The organism is Natronogracilivirga saccharolytica (genome assembly GCF_017921895.1).
In the GTDB taxonomy this organism is placed as follows: domain Bacteria; phylum Bacteroidota; class Rhodothermia; order Balneolales; family Natronogracilivirgulaceae; genus Natronogracilivirga; species Natronogracilivirga saccharolytica.
Genome location: NZ_JAFIDN010000008.1, coordinates 99,873 through 113,799, shown reverse-complemented (window position 1 = coordinate 113,799; position 13,927 = coordinate 99,873). Strand labels below are relative to the sequence as shown.

Annotated in this window: 14 protein-coding genes; 7 read left to right on the top strand and 7 right to left on the bottom strand. The window is 48.4% G+C overall.

Translation table 11 applies throughout. The features are described 5' to 3' along the window. Window positions 1-49: 49 nt before the first annotated feature. Together NATSA_RS10810 and NATSA_RS10805 are read right to left on the bottom strand one after the other, a co-directional pair. The gene (locus tag NATSA_RS10810; protein WP_336244709.1) at window positions 50-1,870 is read right to left on the bottom strand and encodes an ABC transporter ATP-binding protein; all 1,821 of its coding nucleotides are present in this window, start codon (window positions 1,868-1,870) and stop codon (window positions 50-52) included. Window positions 1,871-1,884: 14 nt separating this feature from the next. Next, window positions 1,885-2,979 (bottom strand): NAD(P)/FAD-dependent oxidoreductase, encoded by a 1,095-nt coding sequence (locus NATSA_RS10805; protein WP_336244708.1) that lies wholly within the window; start codon window positions 2,977-2,979, stop codon window positions 1,885-1,887. 322 nt (window positions 2,980-3,301) lie between these two features. Between NATSA_RS10805 and NATSA_RS10800 the strand changes: the two genes are divergently transcribed. The 7 genes from NATSA_RS10800 (at window position 3,302) to NATSA_RS10770 (ending at window position 9,743) form a co-directional block, all read left to right on the top strand. After that, window positions 3,302-3,736 carry a Fur family transcriptional regulator gene (locus tag NATSA_RS10800; RefSeq protein WP_210512494.1) on the top strand — a complete coding sequence of 145 codons (435 nt, stop codon included), beginning with the start codon at window positions 3,302-3,304 and terminating at the stop codon, window positions 3,734-3,736. A 4-nt stretch (window positions 3,737-3,740) separates the two neighbouring features. Further along, a complete protein-coding gene (locus NATSA_RS10795; protein WP_210512492.1) occupies window positions 3,741-4,217 on the top strand; it encodes a MerC domain-containing protein in 477 nt (158 codons plus the stop codon). A gap of 123 nt (window positions 4,218-4,340) precedes the next feature. Continuing rightward, entirely contained in the window at window positions 4,341-5,780 is a 1,440-nt protein-coding gene (locus NATSA_RS10790; RefSeq protein WP_210512490.1) for a GWxTD domain-containing protein, read from the top strand. 6 nt (window positions 5,781-5,786) lie between these two features. Beyond that, window positions 5,787-6,836 (top strand): 4-hydroxythreonine-4-phosphate dehydrogenase PdxA, encoded by a 1,050-nt coding sequence (pdxA, locus tag NATSA_RS10785; protein ID WP_210512488.1) that lies wholly within the window; start codon window positions 5,787-5,789, stop codon window positions 6,834-6,836. Between the two features lie 99 nt (window positions 6,837-6,935). Further along, entirely contained in the window at window positions 6,936-7,730 is a 795-nt protein-coding gene (locus tag NATSA_RS10780; RefSeq protein WP_272491773.1) for a class I SAM-dependent DNA methyltransferase, read from the top strand. Then, a complete protein-coding gene (gene ftsE / locus NATSA_RS10775; RefSeq protein ID WP_210512484.1) occupies window positions 7,723-8,397 on the top strand; it encodes a cell division ATP-binding protein FtsE in 675 nt (224 codons plus the stop codon). The genes NATSA_RS10780 and ftsE overlap by 8 nt, the downstream gene beginning before the upstream one ends. 86 nt (window positions 8,398-8,483) lie before the next feature. Next, entirely contained in the window at window positions 8,484-9,743 is a 1,260-nt protein-coding gene (locus NATSA_RS10770) for a DUF2334 domain-containing protein (RefSeq protein ID WP_210512482.1), read from the top strand. Window positions 9,744-9,792: 49 nt separating this feature from the next. On the opposite strand, the gene NATSA_RS10765 is transcribed toward NATSA_RS10770, so the two are convergent. The 5 genes from NATSA_RS10765 to NATSA_RS10745 form a co-directional block, all read right to left on the bottom strand. Beyond that, window positions 9,793-10,248, bottom strand: a complete 456-nt coding sequence (locus NATSA_RS10765; protein ID WP_210512480.1) for a DoxX family protein — start codon at window positions 10,246-10,248, stop codon at window positions 9,793-9,795. Between the two features lie 161 nt (window positions 10,249-10,409). After that, the gene (locus NATSA_RS10760) at window positions 10,410-11,174 is read right to left on the bottom strand and encodes a M90 family metallopeptidase (RefSeq protein ID WP_210512478.1); all 765 of its coding nucleotides are present in this window, start codon (window positions 11,172-11,174) and stop codon (window positions 10,410-10,412) included. 20 nt (window positions 11,175-11,194) lie between these two features. Then, window positions 11,195-12,109: an aldo/keto reductase gene (locus NATSA_RS10755; protein WP_210512476.1), complete on the bottom strand. Its 915-nt coding sequence runs from the start codon at window positions 12,107-12,109 to the stop codon at window positions 11,195-11,197. A gap of 2 nt (window positions 12,110-12,111) precedes the next feature. Beyond that, window positions 12,112-13,050 (bottom strand): bifunctional metallophosphatase/5'-nucleotidase, encoded by a 939-nt coding sequence (locus tag NATSA_RS10750; protein ID WP_210512474.1) that lies wholly within the window; start codon window positions 13,048-13,050, stop codon window positions 12,112-12,114. 117 nt (window positions 13,051-13,167) lie between these two features. Continuing rightward, window positions 13,168-13,914, bottom strand: coding sequence for a 5'-nucleotidase C-terminal domain-containing protein (locus tag NATSA_RS10745; protein WP_210512473.1), 747 nt, complete (start codon window positions 13,912-13,914; stop codon window positions 13,168-13,170). Between the last annotated feature and the right edge of the window lie 13 nt (window positions 13,915-13,927).

The following is a 13,927-nucleotide window of genomic DNA, read 5'->3' as shown; positions in this document are numbered from 1 at the left end:
TATATTAGATTTCGGGTCTTCCGCTTTCAAACGCAAGAACCCTTTGCAATTATATTTGTTCCAGTTCTTTTTCAATCAGTTGTTTACGGTACATGTTTGCAAAATATCCGTTCTTTGCCATCAAGTCCTCATGAGCACCGTTTTCTACAATCCTTCCATCATCCAATACTAAAATTCTGTCAACATGTCTGAGCGAAGACAACCTGTGGCAAATGATAAACATCGTCATGTGGTGGGACTCAGTCTCCAGATTTTGTATAATGTATTCTTCTGTTTTTGTGTCCACAGCACTTAGTGAATCGTCCAAAACAAGGATTCCGGGTTTGCGTATGAGAGCACGAGCTATGCTGGTACGCTGTTTTTGTCCCCCGGACAACGTGATACCACGTTCTCCAAGTATAGTGTCGAATTTTTTTTCAAATTCCAAAATATTTTCAAGAACTTCGGCTTTTTCTGCAGCATCCTGAACTTCCTCCCCGGATGCACCATCTTTGCCAAAGGCGATATTTTCCTGGATGGTATCTGAAAATAGAAAATTTTCCTGAGGTACAAAACCAATCATTGAACGCAGATGTGACAGGTCCCATTTACGGATATCCGTGCCGTCAATCACTATCCGGCCGCTGTCAGGGTCATACATTCTTGGAATTAGCTGCACCAGAGTCGTTTTTCCGGATCCTGTCCTGCCCACTATACCGATTCTTTCGCCGGGTTTTACTTTGAAACTGATATTTTTCAGTGCGGGATCATCCGCTCCCGGATACGTAAAGGTCACATTTTCGAAAACAAGCTCTTTATTGAATCCTGCAGGTTCCTGGCCGGCGCCCGACGCTTCGTGACCGGTAATTTCGCGTCCGCTTGTTTCTGCCGGGATACTCAGCAGTTTTTGTATTCTGGAATTGGATGCGGCAGAGCGCTGCAGAAGATTCAGAGTATATCCGAGCGATGCCACCGGCCATGTCAGATAAGTGACATAGATCACAAATTCGGCGATATTTCCCACAGTCACTGCTCCGGCCATCACCATGAGCCCGCCCTGCCAGACTACCAGAACAATTGAAAGACCGATAAGAAACAGCAGCATGGGATGAAACAAAGCTTCAACGACATCCAGACGAAGCTTTTTCCGCCGGTAACGACTGCTTTCTCTGAGAAACTGTTCGGATTGATGGTTTTCTCGGTTGAAAGCCTTGATCATCCGGATGCTCGAAAACACTTCCTGAATTTTTCCTGCCATAAGGGCATACTGCTGCTGAATTTCAGCGGACCGGCGGTTAATATAGCGGCTCACCCAGTAGGCCATTGCAGCCAGAAACGGCAGTGGCAGCAGAGCCCAGAAAGTCAGGCCCGGATGAACCATTATCATGATGGTTATGATAATTCCGGCCCGTGACATGGTATTGATCGTGTACATGAATGCCGGGCCAAAATACTCCCTGACACGTACAACATCCTCCGTTGTCCGGGTGTAGATATCTCCCGTCTTGTTGGTGTCGAAAAAAGATTTCGGGAGTTTCTGAAGATGCCGGTAAATCTCGTTTCGCAGATCGAACTCAATTTTCCGGGATGTAACTATAAGCGTCTGACGGGTCGCAAACAGAAGAAATCCGTAAATCAGAACGGCTGTGACAAGCATGGCCGTGTTCTGCAGCAAAAACCATCCGGCCTCGTCCGAAAACAGGGTGGCGACCGCACTTTCATAAGGCACGTCCATCTCCTCTGCAACCTTCTCAATCTGATCCATGGTCCGCCGTATCAGAATGGGTATCCAGATAAGAAAGAAATTGGCTGCAACAAGCAGAATGGTACCCAGGAGCAGGGTCCACTTATAATTCAGAAAGAAGCGATTAAGCTTGCGAAGTTCCTTCACAAATCAGGCTGTTTTCAGGTAAGTTTCTCTGCCCAGTGCTTGCCGAGTCGCAAACCGGACAGATAAGCGGCTTCAAGGGTTGTTCCCTGAAAGTAATCTCCAATAACAGCCAGTGGAGCCAAATCGTTTTCCGACTCCAGAAATGGCATACCCAGGCTCTTTCTCGGACGCTTGTAGCGCCATAAATGCGACTGCGACCATTCCGGTCTCGATGCCCATGATCCGAGGACTTCCCCCAGCCCTTTTTTTATTTCCCGGTCGGTCGCCTCAGGCGACTCGTCTTCAATATGCTCCCGGGTGAATTCATGTGTAGTGTGAGCAACAATTGCAAGCTCATCCATATTGACTTTTTTCCGGCTTTCATTGCTCAACCATGATATCACCGGATGCTGGCAGCTGACGAGTGACCAATCTGGAAGATCCCGCTTGCCATACCCTGCCATAAACGAATAAGTGGAATTGTATGGGATTTCATCGAGTACAGAAATCATTTTTCGCAGATCTAACTCGTCCTGCGCAGTTGAAACAAGGCCATAAGCCTGTATTGCCGGAGTTGCAATTATAACAGCATCAGCTTCAAACACATTGATAGTACTGGAGTTTATCATCCAGGGGCTTTTTTTGATGCGCGATCCGCCAATATGAGTCAGTCCGCCGACTTTTTCGGAAAAATGGAAATCAAGCCACCTGGCCATATACTTGCCTATCCTGTTCATACCCTCAGGGGCTATATAAAGCGTCTCACGGTCGCGTCCGGGTATTTCAGGAAGAATTTTTCCATCCTTGTAATAAGATACCGAGTCGGTCCATTCACGAACAATGCCGTTTTCTTTCAGCTCGTTGATGAATACTGTAAATTCACTGCTGGAACCGGAGAGGTAGGGTGACCCGTGATCAAAAGTATAGACCGTGGGGGTATTGCTTCTGCGGGTAGCAATTCTGCCTCCGGGAGCATTGCTTTTCTCAAAAACTACAACATCGTGCCCTGCTCTTACCAACTCCCTGCCAGCGGTGAGTCCGGAAATCCCGGCTCCGATAATTCCTATTTTCATGCGTTTATATTTTATGATTCTGACGTCACATGCAGTACCCGTGCTGGCTATAATCATGCTCCTGTGTGACGGTAAGCCACCATGGGTATTTCATGCGTTTAATCTTTTAATTTCCAAGGTCACGAAGTGAAATTCTATGACCATATTTAACCATGCGCTTGTGTGTACCTGCGCCAGATCCGGTCCGTTGAATAAGCCTGTTTGCCTTGAACGTTTCCTGCAAACAATCGAATCTAAGATAAGTGGTGCTGAAACTTCCGGCAAATGATTTAAACAAGATATAAAAAGTATTATTATTGCAGATCAGAGAGGTATTCCGGACTGATGTTTCCTTGTCAAGGTATTGCAACTGAGTTGCACTTTTGTTATATTTTAAATTATGAATACAGAAGCAAAACAAAGGGAAGTACTTCAGAAGCATGGACTTAAAGCAACAGCCACCAGAATCCGGGTGCTGGAGGTCCTGATGAACTCCGACATTGCATTGTCTCACAATGATATTACAGAGCGTCTTGATGATGCCAGCCCGGATAAAGTCACACTATACAGAACATTGAACGCTTTCGTTTCGTGCGGACTGGCGCACAAAGTAGCTACTGAAGACAGAAACTGGTTATACGCACTTCAAATGCACGACGGCGGAACATCCATGCAGCCTGATGATCACGCACACTTTATCTGTGATGAGTGTGAACGAATATATTGTCTTCCTATGGACGCGGAATACCTTAAACCGGCAGTTCCCAGTGACCGGGGATTTATAATCAAATCCCAGGAATTCAGACTTCACGGTACCTGTCCGGAATGCAACTGACCATATGACAAAACTATTTCAAAAACGTTCTCTGTTTGTCAGATTAAGTATTATCCTGTCTTCTTTGTGCGTTGTACACTGCATGGCAACACCTCTGGTTCTTCTGCTGCTGCCTGCGATATCCACTTTTTTTTCAGAGACAATTGAACAAATCCTGGTAATATCCGTTGTCCCGATCAGCCTTGCCGGATTTGCACCTACCTGGCTGCGCCATAAAGATTACCGGTTGCTGGGGCTTTATGTGACGAGTCTGGTTCTGATTCTGTTCAGCCAGTTTTTCCTGCATGTCAGTCATGACCAGATTTCCGGAGGTTCTGTTCCGGCCATGGCCTGGGTGCGGACTTCGGTAACTTTCGCCGGAGCACTGCTGCTTGCCTGGACCGTCTTTCGCAACAACCGACACACCCATTACTGCACGCACCCGCATCATCATCAGGATGAAGCCAGGCCAAGACCCGAAACACCTCCGGGTCAGATCTGAGCAATCTGCTGATTTGCATGGGTGTTTGATATATCAGCCAATTGCCGGTCAATAAGGATAATTTTTGGGAATTACGGCCGTATCTTATAGGTTATGTATTGTCAACATCAATCCGGAGATATCATGCACCTGACCCTTATTACGTCTCTTCTTCAACGCCTGCTCCCGCTGCAGTACACTGCCGCATTTACTGTAACCCTTGTCATATTATTATTGTGCGCTTCAGACTTATATGCACAGCGGATAACATACGAATCACTTCGCATGCGTGACCGCGACGCCCGGGTGTTTTCCGAACAGCTGGTAATCCCTGATACCTCATCACATGAATCCACACTGGTTTCTCTTTTTCGTATTCAGAACAACTTTCTTTCCTTTCGCCGCTATCGCGACCGCGACGATCCTGAAAGCCGGAGAAATTTCTATGCCGAGCCCGATGTAAATGTACGTGTGTTTAAAGGAGCCTCAGACGGTGATTCACAATCCGACCGTGATGCCGTCAAAACCGTCCGCTGGAATGAAACCGTCTTTGCTGAAACCTATGAACAGGCCAGTTCCCCTCTGGAGTTCGTGCAGAATATGATCACCACATCCCTTGAACCCGGGACTTATCGCATCGAAACAACGACAACGGCCGGCGGAAGAACCCGGCGCGGTCTTGAGTCCCGTTTTAAAATCGCTGATACATCAGACAGCCATATCGCATATTTCTATTTCCTGGATGATGAGAATTCTCTGGAAGCACCGTTTGATACACCCCTTGCCAATATGGGAAATAATGTGTTTTACGGAAGAGATCACAATCTTGGCATCTGGTTTCCGGAAGCAACGGATGACGCCGGTTACGAACTTGATATAACAAGAGTCAGAATCAGCGGGAGCGATACGACCGACCGGGAAAAAATGATGGAGTATTCGATCAATCAAGAAGAGATTCGCAAAGGATATCTTCCTGAAATTTACATGAATGATGACCGGCCCTATTTCAGACTTGAAAAACCAGAAAAGACCGCTGATATCGGATCATTTTATGTACTCAAAATCCCTAACAGCACTTTTCAGAATGCACACTACCGGATCCGGCTGAAAAAAACCGATGCTGACGGACAAGAACATACCATAGCAAGCCGAACGTATCAGAATTACTGGCTTGATATGCCGAAAAGTCTTCTAAACCTTGATGTTGCCATCAATATGATGGAATACATTGCGGATGACAGTGAAATGCGCTCTCTGCGAAGAGGAAGCCGGGAAGACCGGGAACGGCGTTTCCGTGAATTTTGGGCGGAGCGTGATCCCAGTCCTGACCGGGAATACAATGAGCTGATGGTTGAGTATTACCGCAGAATAGATTACGCTTATGACAATTTCACTACACCTCAGAAACCCGGATATGAGTCAGATCAAGGCATGGTGTATATCCGCAACGGCGAACCCGATAGAAAAGAGCGAACATTTCCACCCAACCAGGCAACCCGGGAGGTCTGGCATTATGGTGATAAACAGTTTGTGTTTGAAGCCACAACCGGATTCGGTGATTTCCGGCTCATAGAACAGAGATAAGTGATTATGGGCAGCAGCGTTAAAAAAACTCCGGTTCTGGCCGTATCCATGGGTGACGGGAACGGCATCGGACCGGAAATCATCCTTAAATCACTGCACAAATTATTGGGACCGGATCATAATAACCCGGGCGGTCAAAATTTGCCCGGCTTCATGATTTTCGCATGCCCGGAAACCCTGAAATTCTACGCAGAGAAACTGGAGATACCCATATTCTGGAAAGAAAGTACTGGCACCGTTGCTCCTGAATCCGGGCATGTTCATTTGATATCCGTCTCCTCATCTCCTGTCGAAATCAGACCCGGGGAAATAACCGCCCTTGCCGGAAAAGCGGCCATGACAGCCATAGCATCCGCTGTAGATTGCTGCATGGACGGAACGGCCGACGCACTGGTTACGGCACCGATATCCAAAGAGGCCATTCATCTTGCGGGGTACAATGTCCCCGGCCATACCGAGTTTCTTGCCGAACACACGGGGAGCAGCAGTGTCGGAATGATGCTGGTAAATGACATCATGCGTGTCGGTCTTGCCACCATTCACATTCCTCTGCGGGATGTCCCTTCGGCTCTGACCCCGGAGCTGCTCGAAGAGAAACTGCTGCTGTTTCACCGTTACCTCGCGGATTCGTTCTCGATACAATCGCCCCGCATTGCCGTTCTCGGACTTAATCCGCATGCCGGAGACGGCGGGGTCATCGGTAATGAGGAAGCCGATATTATATCCCCCGTCATCCGGACACTTGAAAACAAAGGCATGGATATCACCGGTCCATGGCCTGCTGATGGTTTTTTTGCAAGCAAATCATATGAAAACACTGATATGGTTTTGGCAATGTACCATGACCAGGGGCTGATTCCCCTGAAAATGACCGGTTTCGGTGGCGGCGTCAATATCACCACCGGCCTGCCCATCATCCGGACCTCCCCAGATCACGGTACGGCTTTCTCCCTGGCAGGACAAAATCAGGCTGATGCCGGATCCATGGAAAAGGCACTGCATCTGGCCAGGGAACTGGCGGAAAAAAGAACCTCGCGCAGGAAAAAAGCACTGTAAGATTGCTTCGAAAAAAGATATATTGCATCGCTTGAAATGGCTTTGACAACATCCGGCCGCATATGATAACCGGTTCGGAATTTTTCCTGCTCGATCACCATGCAATCAGCCGCTACGCGTCACAAATCCTATAACAACAATATATATCGGAGGATTGCTCCTGTGTATGACGAAATCATGAAAGACGTCGATTACGAGGAGTGGACGGAATATATTGACAGCATCATTCAGTACCACCACCCTGCTGCCGAATCCCTTCTTGAGCTGGCATGCGGGACCGGAACCATGGCGCTGATGATGGAACGTTTTGATGATTACAGGATTACCGCTACCGATGTATCTGCTGAAATGATAGAAATAGCCAGGAACAAGGCGGCTGTCCGCGGCAGCAGCATTGAATGGCAAGTTCAGGATATGCGCACTTTAAATCCTGGAAAATCCTTCGATATCATTTTTATGGTTTTTGACAGTATGAATTATCTGCATGAACCTGAAGAAATACGCTCGCTGTTGAAAAGTGCCGCCCGATGCCTCAAAGAAAATGGTTTTTTCATTTTTGATTTTACCACACCCAACTTTTCTCCGAAAGTTGCCCCTCTTTTGAATGGTGAACGAAGCATCGGAAAAACCTGGACATTCTATCGCAGAAGTTCCTACAACAGCAAAAACGCAGTGCACACCAACCACTTCGAAGTCCGGAAAAAAGACCCGGAAACAGGTGTTGTTTCCGAGGAATTCGAGGAAGTTCACCGGCAGAAGATCTGGCGCCTCCATGAAATCGCTGCCCTTGTGGAAGCGTGCGGCCTGCAAATCTCTGCCGCTTATGAAGATTTCGAACTTGAAGACGCCACAGACAACAGTGACCGAATAACCATGGTGGTTTCGCATGGATGAGCAGCCCGTTATTTCCTTTAAAAATATTACCGTACGGTTTGACGACCGGACGCTGTTCGATGATCTGAATTTCACTCTCGACCGGGGGGAATTCACTTATCTGATCGGTTCCACCGGGTCCGGGAAAAGCTCCTTTTTAAAATTAATTTACAGGGATCTGCTTCCCGATGAAGGTGAAGTCTATGTTGCAGGAACAGAGGTAACTTCACTTAGTGAACGCAAGGTGCCTGAACTGAGACGCAGTGTCGGAATTGTTTTCCAGGATTTCCAGCTTTTGCCGGACCGGAACGTATACGAAAATGTAGCTTTTGCGCTCGAGGTTACCGGTACACGGCGCAGCAAAATCAAACAGCGGGTAATGGAAGTTCTTTCCATGGTCGGACTCAGCCACCGTCGCTATGACATGCCCGAAGAACTATCCGGGGGCGAACAGCAGCGTGTCGTCATAGCCCGGGCCCTTGCCAACGAACCCAAACTGATGCTTGCTGATGAGCCGACCGGCAACCTGGATCCGGAGGCCGCCCATTCGATCATGGACCTCTTCCGCCAGATCAACAACCGCGGCATGGCAGTGCTTATGGTCACGCACAACTACGACATGGTAAAAAAGTATCCGGCCCGCACTGTTCGGATCCAGAATGAAAATATTGTTGAAGCGGGAACATAACAAACAGGAACATAACGGGGAAATCTGTAGCTTAGAAGGGCCAAGTTGCAACATAACAGGGACAATCTGCAACTGAATACAGACCAATGAATCCACTTACAACCGGAAAGCAAACATCGATCCGGACATTCTTCATAATGTCCATGCTCTTTTTCATTTCCATTCTCACTGCATCACCCGCCGATGCCATTGATTCAGGTTATCATGACTCCGGCAACCAAATTGAACAGGAAAAATCCGACACCCTTTACTTTCTGCTGCGGGTGGATGATATCTATTTCCGGTCGGACAGCTACGCCGGATGGAACGTTCCGCACAATTTTACTGCTTTTCAGGATGCCGTCGAAGCTTTTGGCGGCAAGGTGACGTGGGGCGTCATTCCGCACAGGCTGAAAGAGGGGCTCAACGAGGGTGGACACATGGAACGCGATCTTCAGAAGAGCGCCGACCGGGGACATGAAATATCCGTTCACGGATACACGCATTATTGTCCGCTCGATTGTGACAGCGGTCCATTTGGTCATGAAATGTACTGCCCCACACTTGACTACAACTTTTCCTATGAAGAGCAGGCAGAAATCCTTGAAAATGCCATCCAAACATTGAGTGATTACATGGATGTGCCTCTGACCTCATTCATTGCCCCGGGACATAGTCTTGATCAGACAACCTATGAGGTCCTTGTCGACTTTGACCTGCATGTCGTATCCAATTTCCGCAGCAGCGATGGACAGTATCCCAAAGAGGTAACCGAAGGTTTAATCGATGTTCCTGTACATCAGGAGTATACATGGGTTACGGAAAGCTGGGATTACCAGGAATCATTGGACACAGCTATAGCCGATATAAAAGACCGGGGCGAAGCCGATGGTTTTTACAATCTGATGCTGCACGATCCCTTTATCCGACCCGGCTACAAGGATGGGTTGATCATTGAATGGATTGAGGAGCTGCTGGATTACCTGACAGAATATTACGGTGACCGCATCAGATTTGTCACACTTACAGAAGCCGCCGACATTCTTTACGATCGTGAGCCTACTTCAGCCGGTGACGATCAGGAATTTGCCTCGGAATTGCCGGATAATGTCAGGGTTGGGGACAATTATCCCAATCCTTTCAATCCGGAAACCACCATACGTTACGAGCTGCCCGCGTCCATGAACGCAAGACTGGAAGTCTTTGACGCACTGGGCCGCAAGGTTACATTGCTCAAGGATGAAATGCACTCCGCAGGAAATCACGAGGTGATTTTTGACGCTTCGGGATTGCCGAGCGGTGTTTACATGTACCGGCTTGTGACTTCGGGACAAACACAGACCGGACGGATGCTGCTTGTCAAGTAGCACCGGGCTGTATTGCCATGAAGCACAGTATCATATCCGAACAGTTCAGCTATTGCTGGTCATCACTCTCCTTTTTCCTTAAAACGCAGTGATCCACCGACCATTTTCCTGATCCGTAGAAGAGAAATACGATCAGCAGTGCGAGGATAAGCAGTGAATACTCAAGCTCTGTGGTCGGACCGAAAAAGGTGCCGCCTTCTCCGGTAAAATAGATCGCTCCAATGATCACAATGGGTATCTGGACAAACACCCCGATCCTGGTCAATATCCCGAATACAATCATCACGCCACCTGCAAGGTGTGCAAAGACCACATAATGTGAAATCACAAAGGCAGACAATCTGTAGTTTTCATCTATGTAATGATAGATATCCTCCAGATTTTCCACAAAATAGTAGCCTTTGTAAATTAGCAGCAGTCCAAGGAAGATGCGAAGCCCCTCAATCCAGTAATGCCGGTGTTCTACAATAGTCTGATTCAGAGATGTAATACTGTATGTAGCCATAAGAGTACCTCCGGGTAATATTTTTAAGGTACACCTGCCTCTATATGACAATGTACAAAAAAAACGGACGGGAGAGAATGGTACAGCTTAAGAAGCACTAATGATTAAAGCAGCTGGAAACCGGCCCGGGGCATTACAGGGCCGGCAGAAAAAAGGTTACATCAAAAGCCCGGATCCAGATTGTAAAATTCGCGAAAAACGCTGTTTATAGCCGGGTAATGTGTCCGCACCACTCCGGGTTTTTCAAACCATGTTTCGGTCAGCACGGCAAAGAATTCATGAATGTTGGTAGCTGCATAGTCATCAATATGCACAGGCAATCCTTTATCCATTTGTTTCAGAAATGCCGCGTACTCTCTTTTCATCACGGTTCCTATGCTTTCTTTTCCGTCCTTATTGCGCTTTTGCCAGGAAAATCCCTCCATTGTGGCACCCCATTCATAATCGAGTTGATGAGCACATTCGTGATAGACGATATTGGAACCATCCCCCGGATTCCTGAGGTCAAACAGGATTTCATCCCAGGAGTAAACGATTACACCCTGGTCCCATGACTCTCCGCTCCGGCTTTCCACGCCTTCGGTCACCACGCCGTCCACTCCTGATTCACTGTAATAGGCATGATATCGTCCCGGATAAATCAGAACGGCACGCAAGTTGGGATAAAGATCCGAAACTCCGCCGAGAAGCGGTATGCATGACATGGCTGCAACAACGACCAAATGATCATCCGTAAGTTCGAGTCCGGCGCATCCTTCAAAGCTTTTTTCCGAAAGAAAATATCGGACAAGCTGCCTGAGCTTTTCCTTTTTCGCAGAATCAAGCTGCCGGTATGAAGGCACCCTGGATACCAGGATCCGTCTCCAGTCATCGGGAAACGGTTTTCGGTCGAGTTTTTTTCGTTGCCAGGATTGCAGCCAGCCCATATTTTCTCCGCACCATGAATTCAGGGTACCGGTGTTCCCGTTGATGCACTCCAGATGCGGTACCACTGCTCCCGGGATAATGCAATGCCAAGTGATGCAACGGCATCCTGTATCCTGGCCAGCTTTCCGGAGCCAACTACCGGAAATATTCCGGATGGATGGCACAGAAGCCATGCCAGTGCTACCTGATCGATACCGTAGCCGCCGGTTTCATCTCCTATGGCAGCCAGCTCGTTTCTAAGCCTCTTCTCTTTTTCACCATCACCGGTAAACAGGCTGCCTCCACCAAGAGGTGACCATGCCATGGGATTCATGCGCATCTGCTGGGACTGGTCAAGTGTTCCATCGTGAAGCGGATCAATACGAAGTACGGAACACTCAATCTGATTGGTTACAAGCTGAAACGGCAACCGGCTCTGAAGCAATGAAACCTGGGAAGGAGTGAAATTGGAAACACCAAAGTGCAGCACCTTTCCGTCTTTTTTGAGCTGCTGAAATGCGCGGGCTGTCTCATCGGCATTCATAAGTGCGTCGGGCCGATGTATAAGCAGCACATCAATGCGGTCTGTGCCAAGCAGCTTCAAAGACCGTTCGGCACTTGCAATGATGTAGTCGTAGTCGGTATTGTAATGCTGATGGGAAATTCCCGGACGCGTTTCTGAGTTCTGGAGCCGGATACCGCACTTGGTAACAAGCTGCATTTTGCCGCGGAGACCGTTATTGCCCGCGACGGCGTCACCAAACAGCTGCTCACACGTATAATCACCATAGATATCGGCGTGGTCAAAGGTTGTCACTCCCATATCAATACATTCATGGACGAAATCCGTCAGCTGGTTTCTGGATATACCCCAGTGCCTTAGCCGCCAGAACCCGGCAATTATTCGTGAACAATCCGGGCCCTCCTCCCCCATTGCCATCCTTTTTTTACTCATAGTCAAACCTTGTTATCGAGCTTTTCTGTTACCGGATACTGATGATGCTGCACACCCGCAATCGCTCGCTGCCTGTCAAAATAAAAGTCCATTCTCCCAAGTACCACACCGGCAAAACCTACCTGCGAAATCCAGGTGCGTCCTCCGTTTTCTCGTTCTATCAACTCAGGTTCGGGCATGAACGTGTGGGTATGTCCGCCGACGATCAGATCAATACCGTCTACCTGCTGTGCAACAACACGGTCACTGACACGGTTGTCATCGTACCGGTAACCGATATGACTCAGGCAAATAATCATGTCACAATGGTGATGGCGCCTGAGCCGGGCAACCATGTCGGCTGACACATCCACAGGGTCAAGGTAGGTTACCCCTTTGTGCAGATGCGGCAGGACCAGATTTTCAAAGGCTACGCCAATCCCGAAAATGCCGATTTTAATACCGGCAACTTTACGGACGATGAAGTCCTGTACACGCTGTCCCATTATGGTGGTCCCGAAGTCATAGTTGGAAGAAACGAAAGGAAAGTTTGCCTTTCCCATCACTTTCTCAAAACCGTCCACACCGTTGTCAAATTCATGATTGCCGATGGTAGTGGCGTCATAGCCCATTTTTGACATAACCTCAAAATCCAGGGCACCGTTGTATTTGTTGAAATAGGGTGTTCCCTGAAACACATCGCCGGCATCGAGCAGCAGGCTGTCCGGATTTTCAGCCCGCAGCTGATTGACCAGCGTCGCACGCCGGGCCACTCCGCCCATGCCGGCGTGGTCCGGTGCAGAATCGGGGAAAGGCTCGATCCGGGCATGGGTATCATTGGTATGCAGAATGGTTACCCGGGACCGGTCATCACCAAGAGCATCTTTGAACGGAATGAATCCGCCGACGCCCAGACCTGTTCCGATAACGGCGCTGTTTCTGAGAAAATCTCTTCGGTTCATCTTTTTATATTTTCGATTTACAATGTCAGATGCGATGTCATGCCCGTTTGTCCCGGCCGGTTATTATCAAATACTGTATCTTTCGGAGCCAGCCCGGTTGCGGTCATAGCATAACCATTAATTTCTGATGCGCTGGTCGAGATAGGGCGCTATGGATTCTTTTCTGTCAAGATATTCAATAATGGCATCCCGGATGAGCACGTCCAGATCTCTTCGTTCTACGGGATCCCACAGGGTTTCAGATGCACCGCCGCCGTCCGCCATCCAGTTGTTGGTTGCCACCCAGTAATATTCCTCCGGCCGGACGCTCATGGAATCAACAAGTATATCACGGGCCTGACCGTCATCAATCCGGAACCGCATGCCGCTGACCGCCTCTCCGTTAACTTCCGCCAGCTCACCGGCTATCTGCCTGACCTGTTCACCGCTGAATCGCAGCACTGCAATATGATTTTCAAACGGCATCAGTTCGTAAATATGGCCAACGGTGATCTCGCCTTCCGGCAGCGGGACGCGCAGACCTCCGTTATTCATTATGCAGACATCCACTTTCTCCCTCATTTCTGCCGTCGCCCGGTAGCGCACGATATCAGCAGTCAGATTACCCAGAGTGCCTTCAGGATGAGCTCTTTCAAACGGGCCTTCACTGACCGTTATCACCCGGTTCATCGTCTTTTCCAGTTCGCGGACATACGGACGGATGAATGCACTCATGGCCTCATCATCTTCAATATCTTCATCGATGTCATAATAAATATGAACATCATCATCTTCGACGGATTCGTATGTATACTCAGTAGTGCCGCATCCTGAATAAAAGGCGAAAAATATCAGGAGCAGCAGCATTCGGATGTACTTGTTCATGGATGACATCTGC

Excerpts from the sequence above, each read along its gene's own strand:
- NATSA_RS10795 (WP_210512492.1), top strand. The coding sequence starts at position 3,741 with ATGACAAAACTATTTCAAAAACGTTCTCTGTTTGTCAGATTAAGTATT.
- ftsE (WP_210512484.1), top strand. The coding sequence starts at position 7,723 with ATGGATGAGCAGCCCGTTATTTCCTTTAAAAATATTACCGTACGGTTT.
- pdxA (WP_210512488.1), top strand. The coding sequence starts at position 5,787 with ATGGGCAGCAGCGTTAAAAAAACTCCGGTTCTGGCCGTATCCATGGGT.
- NATSA_RS10770 (WP_210512482.1), top strand. The coding sequence starts at position 8,484 with ATGAATCCACTTACAACCGGAAAGCAAACATCGATCCGGACATTCTTC.
- NATSA_RS10780 (WP_272491773.1), top strand. The coding sequence starts at position 6,936 with ATGCAATCAGCCGCTACGCGTCACAAATCCTATAACAACAATATATAT.
- NATSA_RS10750 (WP_210512474.1), bottom strand. The coding sequence starts at position 13,050 with ATGAACCGAAGAGATTTTCTCAGAAACAGCGCCGTTATCGGAACAGGT.
- NATSA_RS10760 (WP_210512478.1), bottom strand. The coding sequence starts at position 11,174 with ATGGGCTGGCTGCAATCCTGGCAACGAAAAAAACTCGACCGAAAACCG.
- NATSA_RS10805 (WP_336244708.1), bottom strand. The coding sequence starts at position 2,979 with ATGATTATAGCCAGCACGGGTACTGCATGTGACGTCAGAATCATAAAA.
- NATSA_RS10765 (WP_210512480.1), bottom strand. The coding sequence starts at position 10,248 with ATGGCTACATACAGTATTACATCTCTGAATCAGACTATTGTAGAACAC.
- NATSA_RS10790 (WP_210512490.1), top strand. The coding sequence starts at position 4,341 with ATGCACCTGACCCTTATTACGTCTCTTCTTCAACGCCTGCTCCCGCTG.
- NATSA_RS10755 (WP_210512476.1), bottom strand. The coding sequence starts at position 12,109 with ATGAGTAAAAAAAGGATGGCAATGGGGGAGGAGGGCCCGGATTGTTCA.
- NATSA_RS10745 (WP_210512473.1), bottom strand. The coding sequence starts at position 13,914 with ATGAACAAGTACATCCGAATGCTGCTGCTCCTGATATTTTTCGCCTTT.
- NATSA_RS10800 (WP_210512494.1), top strand. The coding sequence starts at position 3,302 with ATGAATACAGAAGCAAAACAAAGGGAAGTACTTCAGAAGCATGGACTT.